At 67.5% G+C, this 17350-nt stretch carries 16 protein-coding genes; 11 read left to right on the plus strand and 5 right to left on the minus strand.

The features are described 5' to 3' along the window. Positions 1–7 precede the first annotated feature (7 nt). Positions 8–937 (plus strand): dTDP-glucose 4,6-dehydratase, encoded by a 930-nt coding sequence (rfbB, locus tag ACOCEP_RS33410; protein WP_482333268.1) that lies wholly within the window; start codon positions 8–10, stop codon positions 935–937. Positions 938–1596: 659 nt separating this feature from the next. After that, positions 1597–2310, plus strand: coding sequence for an LmbU family transcriptional regulator (locus ACOCEP_RS33415; RefSeq protein ID WP_482333269.1), 714 nt, complete (start codon positions 1597–1599; stop codon positions 2308–2310). A gap of 107 nt (positions 2311–2417) precedes the next feature. Here the strand turns inward: ACOCEP_RS33415 and ACOCEP_RS33420 are convergent, their stop codons facing one another. Then, on the minus strand, positions 2418–3083 hold the full coding sequence (locus tag ACOCEP_RS33420) for a response regulator transcription factor (RefSeq protein ID WP_482333271.1): 666 nt from the start codon (positions 3081–3083) through the stop codon (positions 2418–2420). Continuing rightward, complete coding sequence (locus ACOCEP_RS33425; protein WP_482333273.1) at positions 3080–4204, minus strand: sensor histidine kinase; 1125 nt, start codon at positions 4202–4204, stop codon at positions 3080–3082. Before ACOCEP_RS33425 ends, ACOCEP_RS33420 begins: the two co-directional genes overlap by 4 nt. Positions 4205–4380: 176 nt before the next feature. Here ACOCEP_RS33425 and ACOCEP_RS33430 point away from each other — a divergent pair, with 176 nt between their 5' ends. After that, a complete protein-coding gene (locus ACOCEP_RS33430) occupies positions 4381–4626 on the plus strand; it encodes a hypothetical protein (RefSeq protein WP_482333274.1) in 246 nt (81 codons plus the stop codon). Positions 4627–4823: 197 nt separating this feature from the next. Here the strand turns inward: ACOCEP_RS33430 and ACOCEP_RS33435 are convergent, their stop codons facing one another. Both ACOCEP_RS33435 and ACOCEP_RS33440 read right to left on the minus strand, forming a co-directional pair. Continuing rightward, on the minus strand, positions 4824–5816 hold the full coding sequence (locus tag ACOCEP_RS33435; RefSeq protein WP_482333276.1) for a Gfo/Idh/MocA family protein: 993 nt from the start codon (positions 5814–5816) through the stop codon (positions 4824–4826). Positions 5817–5860: 44 nt separating this feature from the next. Then, positions 5861–6970, minus strand: a complete 1110-nt coding sequence (locus ACOCEP_RS33440) for a DegT/DnrJ/EryC1/StrS family aminotransferase (protein WP_482333277.1) — start codon at positions 6968–6970, stop codon at positions 5861–5863. A 333-nt stretch (positions 6971–7303) separates the two neighbouring features. Here ACOCEP_RS33440 and ACOCEP_RS33445 point away from each other — a divergent pair, with 333 nt between their 5' ends. Beyond that, the gene (locus ACOCEP_RS33445; RefSeq protein ID WP_482333278.1) at positions 7304–7825 is read left to right on the plus strand and encodes a PH domain-containing protein; all 522 of its coding nucleotides are present in this window, start codon (positions 7304–7306) and stop codon (positions 7823–7825) included. Beyond that, the gene (locus ACOCEP_RS33450) at positions 7822–9477 is read left to right on the plus strand and encodes a TPR end-of-group domain-containing protein (RefSeq protein ID WP_482333280.1); all 1656 of its coding nucleotides are present in this window, start codon (positions 7822–7824) and stop codon (positions 9475–9477) included. Before ACOCEP_RS33445 ends, ACOCEP_RS33450 begins: the two co-directional genes overlap by 4 nt. Positions 9478–9525: 48 nt before the next feature. On the opposite strand, the gene ACOCEP_RS33455 is transcribed toward ACOCEP_RS33450, so the two are convergent. After that, positions 9526–10047, minus strand: a complete 522-nt coding sequence (locus tag ACOCEP_RS33455; protein WP_482333281.1) for a GNAT family N-acetyltransferase — start codon at positions 10045–10047, stop codon at positions 9526–9528. Positions 10048–10409: 362 nt separating this feature from the next. On the opposite strand from ACOCEP_RS33455, the gene ACOCEP_RS33460 reads away from it, so the two are divergent. The 6 genes from ACOCEP_RS33460 (at position 10410) to ACOCEP_RS33485 (ending at position 17338) form a co-directional block, all read left to right on the plus strand. Further along, positions 10410–11957, plus strand: a complete 1548-nt coding sequence (locus ACOCEP_RS33460) for a PH domain-containing protein (protein WP_482333282.1) — start codon at positions 10410–10412, stop codon at positions 11955–11957. A 193-nt stretch (positions 11958–12150) separates the two neighbouring features. Next, the gene (locus ACOCEP_RS33465; protein ID WP_482333283.1) at positions 12151–13143 is read left to right on the plus strand and encodes an aldo/keto reductase; all 993 of its coding nucleotides are present in this window, start codon (positions 12151–12153) and stop codon (positions 13141–13143) included. A 63-nt stretch (positions 13144–13206) separates the two neighbouring features. Further along, complete coding sequence (locus ACOCEP_RS33470; RefSeq protein ID WP_482333284.1) at positions 13207–13776, plus strand: GNAT family N-acetyltransferase; 570 nt, start codon at positions 13207–13209, stop codon at positions 13774–13776. Beyond that, positions 13773–14753 (plus strand): NAD-dependent epimerase/dehydratase family protein, encoded by a 981-nt coding sequence (locus tag ACOCEP_RS33475; RefSeq protein WP_482333285.1) that lies wholly within the window; start codon positions 13773–13775, stop codon positions 14751–14753. Before ACOCEP_RS33470 ends, ACOCEP_RS33475 begins: the two co-directional genes overlap by 4 nt. 22 nt (positions 14754–14775) lie before the next feature. After that, entirely contained in the window at positions 14776–16050 is a 1275-nt protein-coding gene (locus ACOCEP_RS33480; protein ID WP_482333286.1) for an activator-dependent family glycosyltransferase, read from the plus strand. Positions 16051–16060: 10 nt separating this feature from the next. Continuing rightward, the gene (locus tag ACOCEP_RS33485; protein ID WP_482333288.1) at positions 16061–17338 is read left to right on the plus strand and encodes an activator-dependent family glycosyltransferase; all 1278 of its coding nucleotides are present in this window, start codon (positions 16061–16063) and stop codon (positions 17336–17338) included. Positions 17339–17350 lie beyond the last annotated feature (12 nt).

Genomic DNA, 17350 nt, shown 5'->3' on the forward strand with positions numbered 1-17350 from the left:
ACAAGCGATGAAAATCCTCGTCACCGGCGGTGCCGGCTTCATCGGCTCGCATTTCGTCCGTACCGCCGACGACGCGCGGATCACGGTGCTCGACCGGCTCACCTACGCGGGTGACCGTGCCAACATCCAGGACACCGCGCACGAGTTCGTCGAAGGCGACATCTGCGACGCCGACCTGCTCCGCGAGGTCGTCCCCGGCCACGACGTCGTGGTCAACTTCGCCGCGGAATCACACGTGGACCGGTCCATCGAGGGCGCGTCGGAGTTCGTGCGCACCAACGTGCTGGGCACCCAGACCCTGATGCAGGCCTGTCTCGACGCGGGCACGCCCCGTGTCGTGCAGGTCTCCACCGACGAGGTGTACGGCACGATCGATGCCGGATCCTGGACCGAGAGCTCGCCGCTGCGGCCTCGCTCGCCGTACGCGGCGGCCAAGGCCGGCGGCGACCTGATCGCCTCGGCCTACGCCGTCACCCACGGCCTGCCGGTTTCGATCACGCGATGCGGCAACAACTACGGGCCGTACCAGTACCCGGAAAAGGTGATCCCGCTCTTCGTCACGAACCTGCTCATGGGCCGAAAAGTTCCACTTTACGGTGACGGCGGTAACGTCCGGGACTGGATCCATGTGGATGACCACTGCCGCGCGATCCGTTTGGTGGCGGAACGCGGCGAACCCGGTGAGGTGTACCACGTCGCGGGCACCGCCGAGTTGAGCAACATCGAACTCACGGAACGGATCCTGAAGGCGGTGGGCGCGGACGAATCCGCGATAGAGCGAGTGACCGACCGCAAGGGGCACGACCGCCGCTACTCACTCGACGACACCAAGCTGCGTGGCATCGGGTATGCCCCGAAGACTTCATTCGACGACGGTCTGGCGTCGACGATTGCGTGGTACGCCGAAAACCCGGCGTGGTGGAAATCGAAGCGATGACGGCGCGGCTCACACCGGCGTCCGGCGATAGTGGCAACGTCGACTTCACCGAACGAACGCGGAAATGTTTCGTAAATTCGCCATCGCGGCACCGGCCCATTCCAGGACCAAGGCGCCGGCGGCCCTCGCCGGCCGTACCGCTCCCCGGGACCTTTCCCGGGGAGACACCGGCCGAGCGGGGGATCACCGGCGACGATCACCCGCCGCGCTCCGCGCAGACCAGCCCAGACATGTTGCGCCGACAGTGTTTCCGGCCAGCGGGAACCAGATCGTGGACGCCCGCTCCCAAGACGTGAATCAGCATCCCGGTTCCGCGACGCAACTTCGATCTTGCGTCTCGCCGGCGAGACGCAAGATCTTTCCGACTTGCCAGTAGGTAAACTCCGGCCACCCGAACGGGTTAGTTCGAATGGACCACAGAGCGCGCCGACCCCGACCCGGCGCCCCCGCCGACCGGAAAACAAATCGCCCCACGTCACGGCCGACGTTGGCAAGTCCTTCGATTGGGTGGACTCTTGCCAACCTCCGGCACTGATGCAAGACTCGGCCTGCGGCACCCGAAATACAAAAAGCCCTGGGGGGCTCAAACACACACCCCCGACTGTGTTGTGCACGAAAAGTGATCGCGTACGACTCAGCGTCATCTGAAATCGGGAGACATGTTGAGCAGGCAAGTATGTGAGTCGGATCAAAAGAATACACCCGACAATGAAATAACACGAAAGAACATCGCCGGTGTCACTACTCGTGGAAATACCGGAACCCCTTTTGCAGAAGGAGCTCTCACCAAACGCACGAGCCTGAGCCTTCCGCCCAAGATCTCCATTGAAGAATGGGGTCACATCGGGCGTAAGATCTTCGTTATCTCCGAATCGTCGACATGGTGGCTCGGCGACTGGCTGATCTACGGCCAGGCCCACTATCCCGACCGGTACATGCGAGCGATCGAGAAGACCCAGCTCGACTACCAGACGCTGCGGAACTACGCCTGGGTCGCCCGCCGGTATCCGGTCGCGCGCCGGCGGGCGAATCTGAGTTTTCAGCATCACGCGGAGCTGGCGAGCCTTCCCGAGGATCAGCGCGAGGAATGGCTGGACCGAGCGGAAAAGTTCGCCTGGTCCAGGAACACCCTGCGTAACCGCCTCAAGGCGAGCCGCCACTCCCTGCCGAACCCGGACAAGCGCGGGCTGCCGTCCGCTTCGCTGCAGAACATCGCGATGAGCGTCGCCGCCGAGCGCAAGCAGAGGTGGCAGGACGCCGCGCAGTCCCGGCAGCAGGACCTGGAGGCATGGATGCTGAACGTGCTGGACAACGCCGCGGCGAACGCCCAGTCCGCGGAACCGGACCAGCTCAGCCAGCGCCGCTCCGCCTGAGCGGCGAAAGAGGAACCGCCGGGCGGCGGAACCGGTGTTCTCCCCGGTTCCGCCGCCCGGCGGTTTTTCGGCCGAATGCGACGGGAAAAACGAACGGGCGCCTTTCATCAAAGCTCACCCGCGTCATGCACGAGCAGGGCGATCTGCACCCGGTTGTTCAGTCCCAGTTTGGTGAAGATCGACGAAACGTGCGTTTTCACCGTCGGCACGCTGACATAGAGCCGTGCCGCGATCTCGGCGTTGGACCGGCCGTGCCCGATCTCCAGGGCGACCTCCCGTTCACGCGCGTTGAGCATGGCCACCTTCTCCCGTGCCAGTGCGCGCCGTTCGTCACCGCCGCCCTCGACCACCCGGTCGATCAGCCGCCGGGTGACCGGCCCGGAAAGCACCGGATGCCCCTGCACCACCAAGCGGATCGCTTCGACGATCTCCGCCGGTGGCGTGTCCTTGAGGACGAACCCCGCCGCCCCGGCCCGGAGTGCCCTGAGCACGTGCTCGTCGGCGTCGAAGGTCGTCAGGATGATCACCTCGGGCGCGTTCTCGGCCGCACGCAAGCGCTCCGTGGCGGTGAGACCGTCGATCCCGGGCATCCGGATGTCCATCAGGACGACATGGGGCGACCATTCTTCGATCAGGCGTGGCACCTCGGCCCCGTCGGCGGCTTGTGCCACCACGCGGAGATCCGGTGCGCCACCGAGCATCATCGCCAGCCCGGCCCGGACCAGCGGATCATCGTCGACGAGGAGGACGTCGATCATGTCGGGTTTGATCATGACGGCCAGGGTAGCCAGGCCGAAAGCCGCCACCCGCCCCGCTGCGCAGGGCCGTGCCCGAGCTTCCCGCCCGCCAGGGAAACCCGTTCGGCGAGACCCACCAGCCCGTCTCCGGCATCGCCGGGCACCGGCGGCCTGGTGGCAGGCCCGTTGCCCACGTCGACGGTCAGGCCGTCCTCCGGACTCCCGCTCATCCGCACCTCGACTTTCGCGCCTGGGGCGTGTTTCCTGGCATTGGTCAGGGCCTCTTGGACGACCCGGTACGCCGTGCGCCCGAGCCGGTCCGGAACGTCGCCCTCGATCGTTTCGGTGTACGTCAGCTGCATGCCCGCGCCCGCGGACTCGTCGATGAGCTGCCGGATGTCGGCGAAGGTCGGCTGCGGCAGCTCCCCCACCGGTGCCCGCAGCACCCCGATCACCTCGCGGAGATCCTGCAACGCCTGGTGGGCGCTCTCACGGATCACCTTCGCCGTGCTCGCGACGTCCTCCGGGGACATGTCCGGCCGGTACTCCAAGGCCCCGGCGTGCACGCTCAGCAGCGACAGCCGGTGCCCGAGCACGTCGTGCATCTCGCGGGCGATGGCCTCCTGCGTCAGATGCCTGGCCCGTTCGGCTTTCAGCTCCGACTCCGAGCGGATCTGCGAGACCAGTTCGCGGTGCCGGTGCACGAACAATCCCCAGCCGACCACCATGCTCTGTGCGCAGGCACTGATGGCCAGCGAGGCCTGGACGGAGAGCGCGAGGTCCGGGTCGACCACGACCTGCGCCACGTGGGCGACCAGGCTGAGCGCGAAGACCATCAGTGTGGTGCGCACCGGCTGGTGCACCGCCACCACGAACAACGCCACCAGCATCGCGCCGGTCGCGAAGTCCGAGAAGACCGACAACAGCACCAGTGCCACCGCGATGGCGAGCGGCCAGCGCCGGCGGTACCAGATCGCCCCGCAGGCGAGCACGCCGACGACCTCCTTGGCCCGGTCGAGCCAGAGGAAATCGGGAGGCGGCGGGGCCTTGAGACTGGTCGCCGCGATGAAGAGCCAGAAGGCCAGCGCCAGCAAGAACATCGCGCTGTCCACGAACCAGTCGCGGGTGCTGCGCGAAACAGGGCCGACGGCTTCCATGATCCATAACCTACCGGCTGAAACGCCCTCGACCGGGCGCGCGGCCGAACGCCATACCTAAGTCAGCGAAGCCTCGACCTTAGGCTGCCCGGGCCGCTCCGGCACCCGACGCCCGACAGGGCGGCCCGATGCCGAAGCCTGATCCCGGCCGGGCCCCCGCTCCCTAGCGTGGAGTCATGCAGAAACTCATCCAGACCATCGGATTGATCCTCCTCGCGATGGGCATCAGCGGAACCATCGACCACCTGGCGGAGCAGCCTCTCCTCGGGTGGGTGCTCAACGCCTTCAACCGCTACGTCATCCCGAAAGTGGACTTCCTCACCGGTCACGAGCTCATCGCCAACATCGGGGTGGGCGTGATCGGCATCGTGGTGATCGCCGTGGGTGCGCTGGTCGGCGCCCGTGAGAAGAGCAAGATCTGACGGCCCGGCCGGAATCCGTACCTGCCGACCAGGCGGGGTGGTCGTGAATGGTTTGGGCCGCGGGAACGACCCAAACCGTTCACGACCACCCGGCTCCGCGGGACGTCTACCCCCACGTCCCGCGGGCTCGCGTGAAGGCCCCCTTCCGCTGCCGGGGAGGGGGCCTTCGCGCGCAGTTCGTCCACTGTGGATCGGGATCAGACCTTGATGTGCACGGCCTTCCGCTCGATCTGCTCGATCAGGGCGGCCTGGCGCAAGGTCGCCTCCTGTGCCGATCGTACGTCGACGCTGCCGAATACCGCGTCCAGGAAGTAGGCGAGCACGTTGGCCACCTGGTCGTCGGCCGCCAGCGTGAACTCCTCGGTGTGGTCCTGCCGGTCGACCCGGAGCACCGGGCGGTACGTCTCCGCCGGCGTGAAGACCCGGTCCAGCGACAGGCGCCCGGTACTGCCGGACAGGCAGTAGCTGTTGCGATAGGAGTGCTCCATGCCGAACTCGAGCTGCGCGGTGACTCCGTCGGCGGTGGTCAGCAGGACGTTGCCCGCCAGGACGACACCCTTCGAGAGGTCGTGCCGGAACACCGCGCCGATGACGTCGAGGTCACCGTCGAGGTACAGCTGCGCGGCCCGTACGGAGTAACCGCCGAAGTCGGTGAACGCGCCGCCGCCGACGTCACGCTGGTAGCGGATGTCCCCCGCCGGTTTCGGCGGGAAGGTGAACGAGCTGGAAAACGACCGCAGGTCGCCGATCACCCCGTCGGCGAGCATCTTCTGCGCGGTCGCGTGCTGCGAGTGGTGGAGGAACATGTAGTTCTCCACCAGCACGAGGTCACGCGAACGGGCGAGTTCGATCAGCCCCGCGGTGTCCCGGAGGCGGTGACTCATCGGCTTCTCGACCAGGACGTGCTTACCCGCCTCGAGCGAGCGAGTCACCCACTCCGTGTGCATCAGGGCGGGCAGCGGGATGTAGACCGCGTCGACGTCGTCGCGATCCAGCAGCGCCGCGTAGCCCTCGACGGCGGCGCCGCCGAACCGGTCGGCGAACTTCTCCGCCTTGTCCCTGCTCCGGCTGCCGACCGCGGCGACCTCGATGGAACCACCGGCCACCATGGCCGGCAGCGTCCGGCGCCACGCGATGTCGGCGCACCCCACTACTCCCATCCGGAGCCGCCGGTTCGGTGTGGAAATCATCACAGGACTCCGCTCGCAGGATCGGGCAACGCCGGCGGTCGCGGTCAGAGCGACTTCAGGACGGTCTGCACTCGCTCGATGACCCGTTCCTGGTCGCTGTCGGACAGCGACGGGTACATCGGCAGGGAAAAGATCTCGTCGGCGACTTCTTCCGTCACCGGAAGGGACCCCTTCCCATAACCGAGGTAGGCGAATCCCGTCTGCGTGTGCACGGGCCACGGATAACTGATGTTCAGGGAGATGTCGTGCGGTTTGAGCGCCTCGATGATCTTGTCCCGTGCGGGGTGCCGCACCACGTAGACGTAGTAGACGTGTGTGTTGCCCTGGACCACCTTCGGTGTGATGAGGTCGGTGCCCTCGAACGCCTCCGCATACCGGGCGGCGATCGTCTGGCGCCTGCTGACGTAGCCGTCCAGCCGGGTCAGCTTGCGGCGCAGGATCGCCGCCTGCACCTCGTCGAGCCTGCTGTTGTACCCGGGCGTCTCCACCACGAAGTACGTCTTCTCCATGCCGTAGTAGCGCAACCGGCGCAGGTTCGCTTCGATCTCGGCGTCACCTGTGATCACCGCGCCGCCGTCGCCGTAGGCACCGAGCACCTTGGTGGGATAGAAGGAGAACGCCGCCGCCTTGCCGATCGAGCCCGCGATCCGGCCGTGGTGGCGGGCACCGTGTGCCTGGGCGCAGTCTTCGAGGATGACCAGGCCGTGCTTCTTCGCCAGCGCCTCCAGCGGCGCCATGTCGACGCACTGCCCGTAGAGGTGCACCGGCAGCAGGCATTTGGTCCGCTCCGTGACCGCCGCGGCCACCTGGTCGACCTCCATCAGGTAGCTCTCGGGATCGACGTCGACGAAGACCGGCGTCGCACCGACGGCGTTGATGGCCACGACGGTGGGGGCGGCGGTGTTCGACACGGTGATCACCTCGTCGCCCGCGCCGATCCCGAGCGCGCGCAGCCCGAGCACGAGCGCGTTCGTCCCGTTGTCGACGCCCACACCGTGGGCGACCCCGTGATAGGCCGCGAACTCGTTTTCGAATTCGCGGACGTTCGGCCCCATGACGAGCTGGCCGGAACTGAACACGGAGTCGACCACGTCGAGAATCTCGGCGCGCTCCTTCTCGTACTCAGCCAGGTAGCCCCACGCGTACAGGGTCATATGGCTCGTCACCTCCAGCGGGGGTCGATGATCATCTCGATGAGCGGCGCTCTGCTCGATGCAGTCCGTGCCGTGAATCTCCGGCCGTCGCGGTACACGACGAGCACGCATGTCCGCAGCGTGTCCCGGCCGGCTCAAACTAATGATCGCCGCGTAGGCCGGTCAAGGTCCTGGCACCGAATTCGCGCCCGGCCTCTTTTTCGCCATCCTCTTTCTATATCAACAAAAACGCGCCAACCCTTCGGTGATTCCGACCTGTCCCGCCGGCGAGACCGTCGCGTACCTCTCGTTGAACAACGCGGGTAGGCGATGCACTATGACGAGGTGAGCCAAATGACGCCGTCGGTCCGACCTTCGGCAACCGCTGTCGTTCCCGGACTACGCCAGCCCGAGCATCGCGTCGAAAGGCGTTCGATCCTCTGGTGGACACTCCGGGTCCTTCTGCTCGCTCTGGTCGTCATCGGCGGCCTGCTGATCCTGTATTCGGCGGTGGAACCGGCCCGGCCTTGGGTCGAGCCGGTGCTGTGGAGCGTCGCGGCGATCTTCGCGGTGAACCTCGTCGTCATGCCGACCTGGCGCTATCTCGTCCACCGTTGGGAAAGCACCGAGAACGCCGTCTTCGCGCTCAAAGGCTGGTGGCTACGGGAATGGCGCATCATCCCCGTTTCGCGGATCCAGAGCGTCGATGTCGTCCGCGGTCCGCTGCAGCAGATGCTCGGGCTCGCGACGCTGAAGGTCACCACCGCCTCGCCCGAAGGTTCGCTGAAGATCGTCGGCCTCGACGCCGAACTGGCGACCAAGGTCGCGGGTGAGATCACCGCGATCACCCAGGCGACGCCAGGGGACGCCACGTGATCGCCGACCATCTCCGCACGGTGGCCTGGGCGAACGCCCGCACCCAGGTCCGGGAATGGGCGGAAGCCGCGGCCCTCTGGGACCGCGTCGTCGCCGAGAACCCGGTACACGGCGGCCACTGGAGCCAGCTGGGCGAAGCACGTTTCGAACTCGGCCACTACGCCGAGGCCCTGAAGGCTTACGAAAACGCGCTACGGCTCGGCGTGTGGGACGGACGTGCCGCGTCGAGGCCGGGCGAGATCGCCTACCGCATCGCGTGTTGCCACGCCCGGCTCGGCGCGACCGAGCCCGCCCTCGACGCGCTCGCCGTCGCGTTCGGCTCCCGGCTCAGGCAGATCGAGCGAGTACTGACGGATCGCCACCTGCGGTCGCTGCGCGAGCATCCCCGGTTCGCCGAGATCGTCGGAATTCCCGACGTCGAAGGGCTTTCCCGCGACGAAGGCAGGCGCGCCGATCTGAAACTGCTCGTCCGCGAGGCCAAGCGGCGCGCGCCGCACGCGCTCTCCCCGGAAACCGCGAGGCGGTTCGACGCCGACGCGGAGCGGCTGAACGAACGTGTTCCCGAACTCACCAAGGCCCAGTTCGTCGTCGAACTGTGGCGCCTGCTGCGCGTGCTCGACGACGGTCACGCGCGGGTGATGCTGCCCGACGACGACGAGGACCTGAGCCGCCTGCTGCCCGTGCAGTTCTATCTGTTCGAAGAAGGTCTGTTCGTCACGGCCACCGATCCGGCGCACGACGAGTTGCTGGGCGCGCGGGTGCTCGGGTTCGACGGCCGCGACACGGCGGACGTCGCGGCCGCCGCCGGGGAGATCATCACCCGCGACAACGACTTCGGGCACCTCGAACTCCTCCCGGACTGGCTCCGGAAGACCCCGATCCTGCATGCCCTCGGCCTCATCGAGGATCCGGGCAAGGTCGAGCTGACCGTCACCCTCGCTTCGGGCGAGCGAACCGAGGTCGCGCTGGCGGCTGTTCCGCCGGGGCCGGCCGCCCGCGAGGGGTTCCCCGCGCCTCCCGGCTGGACGTTCCTGCCGGACACGCTCGGTCGTCCCCGGCCGCTGTACCTGCGCAACGCGGGCGCGTTCTACTGGTTCGAGCACCTTCCCGAGCACGACCTGGTCTACCTGCAGCTCAACGGCATGGTGGACGTCCCGCAAGAGCCACTCGAAGCGTTCATCGGACGAGTGTTCGCGTTCATCGAGGACAACACCGTGGGCCGGCTGGTCGTCGACCTCCGGCTCAACCGCGGCGGCAACATGTTCCTCGCCATGCCCCTGCTGCACCGGCTCATCGCCACCGACCGGATCAACCGGCCGGGCGGGCTGTTCCTCGTCGTCGGCCGGAAGACGTTCTCGGCCGCGCAGATCGCCGGCACCCTGATCGCCCGGCACACTCAGGCGATCGTGCTCGGCGAGCCGAGTGGGTCACGGCCCAACTTCACCGGCGAGACGACGCCGTTCTCGCTCCCCCACAGCGGCCTCACGGCCAACGTCTCCGACCTGCACTGGCAGAGTTCGGTGGCGCTGGACACCCGCACCGCGCTGGCGCCGGATCTCTATCTGCCGCCGACCTTCGCGGCCTATCGGGAGAACCGGGATCCCGTGCTGGAGGCCATTGTGGACCTTCGGGAACACCTTCCCGCCTGGTGACGCCGAAGGGCCCGACCCACGACGGGACGGGCCCTTTCCCCACGTCGGTCAGACGATCTGCTTGATGATGTCCAGTCCGGCCTCGTCCCAGTCTTCGCGGTAGATCGCGACGACGTGGACGTCCCAGAGCCGCCCGTGGAAGTAGGTGTAGTCCGACAGGACGACCTCTTCGCGCGGCAGGTCCCCGAGACCGAGTTCGCCCGTGTCCGGCGTGGTCCGATGGAAGTACACCTTCCGGGTCCGCCACATGGCGAAGGCGAAGTTGACCGTCAGCGCGTTCACCTCGGCGCGCAGTTCGTCGGTCGACTCGGCGACCAGTTCGATCTCGGCGCGGACGTGCCCGGCCGGCGCGAGATCCGACAGCGAACTCACTCCGATCAGTTGGCCGGAGTCCTTGCGGTGCACCAGAAAACAGGCGGCCTTCCCTTCACCGAACGACTCGACGAACTGGTCGATCAACGGTAATCCGGCGCTTCCCAGCCGGAACAGGATCTCGTACACCTGCGCGGCGTCCTCGACTCCGGCGGGCCGTAACGTGACCAGCCGGGATTCCGTGTGCGGTGACAGCATTGCTGGCCATTCCCCGTTTCGCGAGTAGGGTTTGTCGAGCCGAAGGTCGGGCCTGACTTTTCGTGAAGCCACCTTCATGGGGGCGTCGGCCGTCTCGATGGATGGCCCTCCGGACAGCCGACATTAAGTACGGCCGCCGACCGTAGTCAAGCGATCCCCGGAAAGCACTGGGAGCCAAGGAAAATCGCCCCAGCGTCACCATGGGGGTACGGTAGGGATCGTCGCCCGCGACGGGGAACGGTCCGCCTCCCCCGTGTCCCGCTGGCGAGACGCGACGAGCCCGGAAGCGGCCCCGTATTCGCACTGGAGGATGAACCCATGCGTCCTGGCGCGGCCACGCAGGCCACCCACGGGGAAACCCGATGACCGACGAAGAGGTCCCGTGGAAACGGCTGAACCGCCGGCTGGTCTGGGTCAACGCCGCGAGGTTCGTTCTGAGCCTCCTGCCGAGCGCCTTTTCGATCTTCGTCCTCGGGACCGCCACGGGCTGGTTCGAGATCGCACCGTTCGTCTTCACCACCACGATCGGTGTCGTCGTCAGTACCAGTGACTTCCTGCGCTGGCTGCGTACGCGTTACCGCATCACCGACGAGCTCGTCGAGATCCACAGTGGCCGGATCTTCCGCAACTACCGGTCCATCCCGCGGGAGCGGATCCGCACGGTCGACAAGAAGGCGAAGCTGCGGCACCGGCTCTCCGGGCTGCGCGTCGTGGTCATCAACTCCGGCGGTTCCAGCCGCAAGACCACGGTGAAGCTCGACGCGGTGACCACGGCGATGGCGGACGACCTGCGGCACGAACTGATGGGTTCGGCGGCGCTGGAAGCCGAGGAGCGGCCCGAGGAGACGCCGATCGCGCGGGTGCGCTGGTACTGGGTCTTCTACAACATGATGAACGTCTGGGTGGTCATCACCGTGGCGTTCGTGCCGTTGACCCTCTACCCGTTCCTGCAGCTGATCGACATCAACATCTTCCTCGTCATCCGTGACGGGATCGACTGGAACGGCCTCGGCCTGGGATGGTCGATCGTCCTGGCGGGCGGCGTGGTGACCGTCGTCGGCGCGCTCGTGCTGGTCGCGCAGTTCGCCAAGGACCACTGGAACTTCGAACTCGTCCGCACCACCACCGAGGACGGCACCGCGCTGCTGACCCGGCAAGGGTTGTTCTCCACCAGGGAGATCACCCGCGAAGACCGGCGTATCCGCGGTATCCGCATCAGTGAACCGCTGCTGTGGCGATGGATGGGACTGACCGAGACGCTGATCATCTCCACCGGCATTTCGGTCTGGTCGTTGTCCGACGGCGAAGCGGCCAGCGCGATCCTCCCGCGAGCGCCGATCGGCGAAGTCCGGCGGGTAGCCGGGCTGGTCCTGCGGGACGAGTCCCGCCCACTGGAGGCGCCGCTGCGCAGCCATCCCCGGGCCGCACTGGCCAGGCGGGTGATCTGGGCCTTGGCCGTCCCGGCGATCCTTTCCGGTGTGCTCGCCTGGCTCGAGGCCACGAACGCGCTTCCGGCCGGGTTGTGGGTCTTCCCTCTCTACGCGATACCGCTGGCACTGCTGTTCGCATTCGTCGCCTACCGCGCGCTCGGACACGCCCACGTGGGCCGTTTCCTCGTGGTGCGGTGCGGGCTGGCCCGCCGGTCGACCACGGTCCTGCAGCACGAGGGCGTGATCGGCTGGAAACTGCGGCAGTCGATTTTCCAACGCCGGCTCGGCCTGATGAACGTCGGCGTGGCGACGGCGGGAGGCTATCGTTTCTACGAAACTCCCGATTTCGCTGTGGAGCAGGTCCTGGGCTTCACCGGCCAGGCCACTCCCGCACTCTTCGAGGAGTTTCTCCACCGGGAAACCGGGCCGGAGACGGAAATAGCCGAAGAGCGCGAAATCGTGGCCGCCGAGCACAATTGACCTTGCTTTGCCCGTGCGGACGCCGATAGGGAATTCGGCGCCCGCACGAACCCTGGACGCATCGCCACTTTTGCTTGCCACACAAGAGAACTCCCCCGAATTCCGAGTCCGCACGGCCTTGGCCTGAACGCGTGAGATGGCATAATGGGGGCGTCACCTCACACGGTCGGCCTCCAATCTGGGAGAAGAGGCAATGCCGGAGACCAAACTCACTGATGACTTTTATGTAAGTACGCTCGGCCTGGGCTGTGCTTCGATGTCCCATGGATACGGGCCCGCGAATCGCGACGACAAGGAGTCGACAAGGGTCATTCACCGTGCCATCGAGCTCGGTGTCACGCTTTTCGACACGGCGGACGTCTACGGCCCGTTCACCAACGAATACCTTCTCGGCCGGGCCCTTCGAGGCCATCGGGACGAGGTAACGATCGCGTCGAAATGCGGCCTGGTGGCGCGAGCCGACGGGAAACTGAGCCGCAACGGCAGACCGGAGTCCTTGCGGGCCGCGTGCGCGGGATCCCTGCGCCGCTTGAGGGTCGACACGATCGACCTCTATCAGCTGCACCGGGTCGATCCCGCGGTCCCGCTCGCCGACACCTGGGGCGCGCTGGCCGACATGGTCACCGAGGGGAAGCTCAGGGGGCTGGGGATCTCGCACGCCACGGTCGAGGAACTCGACCTGATCCACGCGATCCATCCGCTGACGGCGGTCCAATACGAACTTTCCATCCTGGCCACCGACAACCTGCGGGACATTCTGCCCTGGTGTCGCGCGAACAACGTCGGTTTTCTCGCCTTCGCTCCGATCGGCCGGGGATTCCTGTCCGGCAAGATCGCCTCCGGAAGCCTCGTCGACGGCGACTCCCGCATCCGGGATCCCCGGTTCGAGGAGGAGGCGATGCGAGCCAACGAGACGCTCCTCGACGGGCTCCGCGTCGTTTGCGCGCGCCACGGGGCGACGCCTGCCCAGGTCGCGATCGCGTGGACGCTGGCGCAGGGCGAGAACGTCGTGCCGATCCCGGGCACCCGGAAACGGCGCTGGCTCGAGGAAAACGTCGCGGCGGCGGAGTTGCGGCTCAGCCGCGAGGACCTCGCCTATCTCGACGGGATGCCGCCGGCGATGGGCAAGATGCACTGGGAAGCCGCCCGCTCCCCCGATTCCACCCGGGCCGGCGCCGCCACCTGAGTCCGCCCGGCCACTTCGTCCCTGTCACCGATTGGATTCCGCACCGTGCTCTTTCCCCACACCGTGTCCAGGCGCATCGTGCTGAACCCGGCCAGCGTCGCCGACCAGAAGAAGTTCACCGGGGTCCTGCTGCGCACCAGCACCGAGAGCTTCCGACCGACCCCGCGGCCGAACGGCGGCTCTCCGGCGCAGGCCAGCGCCGCGTTCACCGTCACCCGGCGCAACACCGGCGACTACCTCGGTTTCAGCATGCTCTACGGGCTCGACCCGGCGGGCCACATCCGCTACGGGCTGCACCTGGACCCCGAGAAGGCCAAACTCGGCGTGGGCTCGGAGGCGATCATCCTCTCGATCAACTACGCGTTCGCGATGTTCCCGGTCGACAAGGTGATCAACCAGACCACCCAGGCCACCTTCGGTTCGCTGGGCATGGGCGAGGGAAGCCAAGGGTCGGAAGGGATCTTCCGCGAGCATCTGTACTTCCGCGGCAAGGCATGGGACATGCACAGCTTCCAGATCTCGCGGGAGGGCTGGGGCCGGGTCGTCGACGAACTGGCCGACATCCTCGACCCGTCCTCGAGCTGGCGTGCCGCCCCTCGCGAGACCTACCGCGCACCCGAGTCGAACCGATGAGCCTCCCGCTGATCACCGTGCTCGGCTCGTCCGGGCTGCTGGGTACCGCTCTCACCAGAGAACTGGCGAGCAGGCACGTCCGGCTACGCCTGGTGAGCCGCAAACCGACTTCGGTCCCGGCGGAAACCCGCGCGGAAGTGGACGTGCGCGCCGTCGAACTCTCCGACGACGGCGCGCTCTCCGAGGCCGTCGCGGGCAGCGACGTGATCATCCATCTCGTGAAATTCTCGTCGGGCGCCGGGAACTGGCGGGTGGCGACGGGCGACACCGCCGCCGAGCGGATCAACCTCGGCCTGGTGCACGACCTGATAGCCGCGGTACGGGCGGAACGCCGAGAGCGTCCTCCACAGGTGCTGTTCTCCGGCACGGTCACCCAGGGCATCACGACGTCGTCCGGGGAGAAGCCCGCCACCGAATACTGCCGCCAGAAGCTGGCCGCGGAGACGGCACTGCTGGCGGCCACCGCCGAAGGAGTGCTGCGGGCCACCTCACTGCGCCTGACGACCCTGTACAGCCAAGGGATCGACTCGACCGAACTCGATCGCGGAGTGACCACCGCGATGACCCGGCGGGCCGCGGCCGGCGAACCGCTCACCATCTGGCACGGCGGCGGCGACGCGCGGCGCGACCTGCTGTGCGTCGACGACGCGGCGCGGGCGTTCACCGCGGCGCTCGACTCACCGGACACGGTGACCGGACGGCACTGGCAGATCGGCACCGGGCACTCCATCACCGTCCAGGAGCTGTTCACCACCATCGCCGAGGTCGTCGCCGTCCATACCGGACGCCCGCCGGTCCCGGTCGTCTCGACGGCCCCTCCGGAGCACGCGGTCGCCATCGACCAGCTCGACACCTTGCTCGACCCCGTCCCGTTCCAGCGGGCCACCGGCTGGGCACCGCGGGTGCCACTGGCCGACGGGCTGGACCGGCTCGCGGCCGCGGTCGCGAAGCCGGCGGCCGCCGCCATCACGTACTGAACCCAGAGGAAAGGCCGAACGCGTGCGCGTCCTACTTGCGGTGAATCCGGGAACGGACACCATTTTCCAGTACATGGTGCCGTTGATGTGGGCCCTGCGCACCGCGGGCCACGAGGTGCACGTCAGCGGCCCACAGGCGAAGACCGAGGCGATCACCCAGGCCGGGCTCACGGCTGTCCCGGCGGGCCGCCCGTTCGACCCGTCGCGGGTCAACAACTACAAGCTCGAGATCGTGAAGTCCATGGAGGAAGGGATCCTCCCGCCGTACGACGCGTTCGACGACCCGGAAAAGGCGACCTGGGCGTACCTGCGCCCCGGGATGGAGACCGCGGTCAAGGGCATGCACCGGATGATCAGCGTCCCGATCATCCCCGACGTCGTGGCCTACGCGCGCTACTGGAAACCCGATCTGGTCCTGTGGGATCCGCTCACCTTCGCCGGGTCCATCGCCGCGAAGGCCTGCGGCGCCGCACACGCCCGGCTGCTGTTCGGCATCGACATCTTCGGCGGCGTCCGGCAGCTCTTCCTGCGGCTGAAGGCGGAACAGCCGCCGGAGGACCGGTCCGACCCGCTCGCCGACTGGCTTGGCTCCTACGCCCGCAAGTACGGCGGCGAGTTCTCCGAGGACATGGTCACCGGGCACTTCACCATCGACCAGTTCCCCACCAGCCTCCAGACCGAGGCCGAGGGCCTGCACTACACGCGTATGCAGTACATCCCCTACGGCGGTGCCGCCGTCCTCCCGGATTGGCTGCGCGAGCCGCCCAAGCGGCCCCGGGTCGCGTTCACGCTCGGCATGACCTCGGCCACGCAGCTCGGCGGATACCGGGTGGACGTCCAGGAGATCCTCGACAACCTCGCCGACCTCGACATCGAGATCGTCGCCACCATCGCCGAAAGCGAACAGCACCGGATCACCCGGATCCCGGACAACACCCGCATCGTCTCGTTCGTGCCGTGGCACGCGCTGGTGCCCACGTGCACCGCCGTCATCCACCACGCGGGGGCCGCCACGCTCGGCACCGCGGCCCGGTATCCGCAGCCGCATCTGGCCCTGCACGACCACTTCGACCAGCCGATCCTCGCCGAGAAGCTGGCCGACTACGGCGCCGGGATCGCCATCCACAACAGCGAGGCCACCGGCGCGAGCGTCCGCCAGGCCGTCCAGAAGCTGCTCACCGAGCCACGGTTCCGCCGGCGGGCGGCCGATCTGACCAACGACATCCTCGCCATGCCCACGCCGAACCAGCTCGTGCCGGAACTCGAAGAGCTCACCACCAAATATCGGAATCGCTGAGGAACCACACATGCGCGTCCTGCTCACCACGAATCCGTTGAAGACCGTGTTCCTCCACATGGTTCCGCTGGCCTGGGCCTTGCGCACCGCGGGGCACGAGGTGCGGTTCGCGAGCCAGCCGTCGTTCGCCGACACGATCACGCAGGCCGGGCTCACAGCCGTCCCGCTGGGCCGTGACCACACCCGGCTGTGGTCGCCCGCGGCCGGTTCGGCGAAGGAGGACGCCGTGGCGGAGCGGGTGGGCATCCCCGAGCCGTACGACGCGTTCGACAACCCGGCCAAGGGCACCTGGGAGTATCTGGTGCCCGGGATCCAGGGCGCGATCCAGCGCAAGCACAAGCTCGAGGCCTTCCCCGTCATCTCCGATCTGGTCGACTACGCCCGCTCCTGGGAACCCGACCTCGTGCTCTGGGACCCGCTCACCTACGCCGGAGCCATCGCCGCCAAGGCCTCCGGCGCAGCCCATGCCCGATTGCTGTTCGGCATCGACATCATGGGCGGCGTCCGGCAGCTTTTCCTGCGCCTCAAGGCCGAACAGCCCGAAGACGAGCGAACCGACCCCCTCGCCGAGTGGCTGGGTTCCTACGCCCGCAAGTACGGCGGCGAGTTCACCGAAGACATGGCCGTCGGCCATTTCACCATCGACCAGCTCCCGCTGAGCCTGCAGACCGAGGCCGAGGGCCTGCATTACACCCGGACGCAGTACATCCCCTACAGCGGCCCGGCCGTGGTCCCGGACTGGATGCGCACCGCGCCCCGGCGTCCCCGGGTCGTGCTCTCCCTCGGCAATACCGCGACCACCGTGTACGACGGCTACGCGGTCGACGTGCAGGAGATCCTCGACAACCTCGCCGACCTCGACATCGAGATCGTCGCGACCATCGCCGAAAGCGAGCAGCACAAGGTCACCCGCGTCCCGGGCAACACCCGGGTCGTGTCCTATGTGCCCTTGCACGCGCTCGTTCCCACCTGCGACGCGGTCATCCACCACGGCGGCGCCGGGACCACCGGCATCACGGCCCGGTTCGGCGTTCCCCACCTGGTCCTGCACGACCACTACGACCAGCCGATCCTCGCCGAGAAGCTGTCCACCCACGGCGCCGGACTGGGCATCCACTTCACCCAGGCGACCGGCCCGAAGGTCCGCGAGAACCTGCTCCGGTTGCTGCACGAACCGACGTTCCGCCGTCGCGCCGCCGACCTGCGCACCGAGATCCACACCATCCCGAGTCCCAACGAGTTCGTCTCCCAGCTGGAAGAACTCGCCACCAAGTACCGGAATCGCTGAGGTAGCCCGCCC

The organism is Amycolatopsis sp. CA-211722, assembly GCF_056828465.1.

Bases quoted from the DNA above. Each gene is read 5' to 3' on its own strand.
- ACOCEP_RS33475 (WP_482333285.1), top strand. From the start codon at position 13,773: ATGAGCCTCCCGCTGATCACCGTGCTCGGCTCGTCCGGGCTGCTGGGT.
- ACOCEP_RS33430 (WP_482333274.1), top strand. From the start codon at position 4,381: ATGCAGAAACTCATCCAGACCATCGGATTGATCCTCCTCGCGATGGGC.
- ACOCEP_RS33465 (WP_482333283.1), top strand. From the start codon at position 12,151: ATGCCGGAGACCAAACTCACTGATGACTTTTATGTAAGTACGCTCGGC.
- ACOCEP_RS33445 (WP_482333278.1), top strand. From the start codon at position 7,304: ATGACGCCGTCGGTCCGACCTTCGGCAACCGCTGTCGTTCCCGGACTA.
- ACOCEP_RS33455 (WP_482333281.1), bottom strand. From the start codon at position 10,047: ATGCTGTCACCGCACACGGAATCCCGGCTGGTCACGTTACGGCCCGCC.
- ACOCEP_RS33440 (WP_482333277.1), bottom strand. From the start codon at position 6,970: ATGACCCTGTACGCGTGGGGCTACCTGGCTGAGTACGAGAAGGAGCGC.
- ACOCEP_RS33485 (WP_482333288.1), top strand. From the start codon at position 16,061: ATGCGCGTCCTGCTCACCACGAATCCGTTGAAGACCGTGTTCCTCCAC.
- ACOCEP_RS33425 (WP_482333273.1), bottom strand. From the start codon at position 4,204: ATGGAAGCCGTCGGCCCTGTTTCGCGCAGCACCCGCGACTGGTTCGTG.
- rfbB (WP_482333268.1), top strand. From the start codon at position 8: ATGAAAATCCTCGTCACCGGCGGTGCCGGCTTCATCGGCTCGCATTTC.
- ACOCEP_RS33415 (WP_482333269.1), top strand. From the start codon at position 1,597: ATGTTGAGCAGGCAAGTATGTGAGTCGGATCAAAAGAATACACCCGAC.
- ACOCEP_RS33435 (WP_482333276.1), bottom strand. From the start codon at position 5,816: ATGATTTCCACACCGAACCGGCGGCTCCGGATGGGAGTAGTGGGGTGC.
- ACOCEP_RS33420 (WP_482333271.1), bottom strand. From the start codon at position 3,083: ATGATCAAACCCGACATGATCGACGTCCTCCTCGTCGACGATGATCCG.
- ACOCEP_RS33460 (WP_482333282.1), top strand. From the start codon at position 10,410: ATGACCGACGAAGAGGTCCCGTGGAAACGGCTGAACCGCCGGCTGGTC.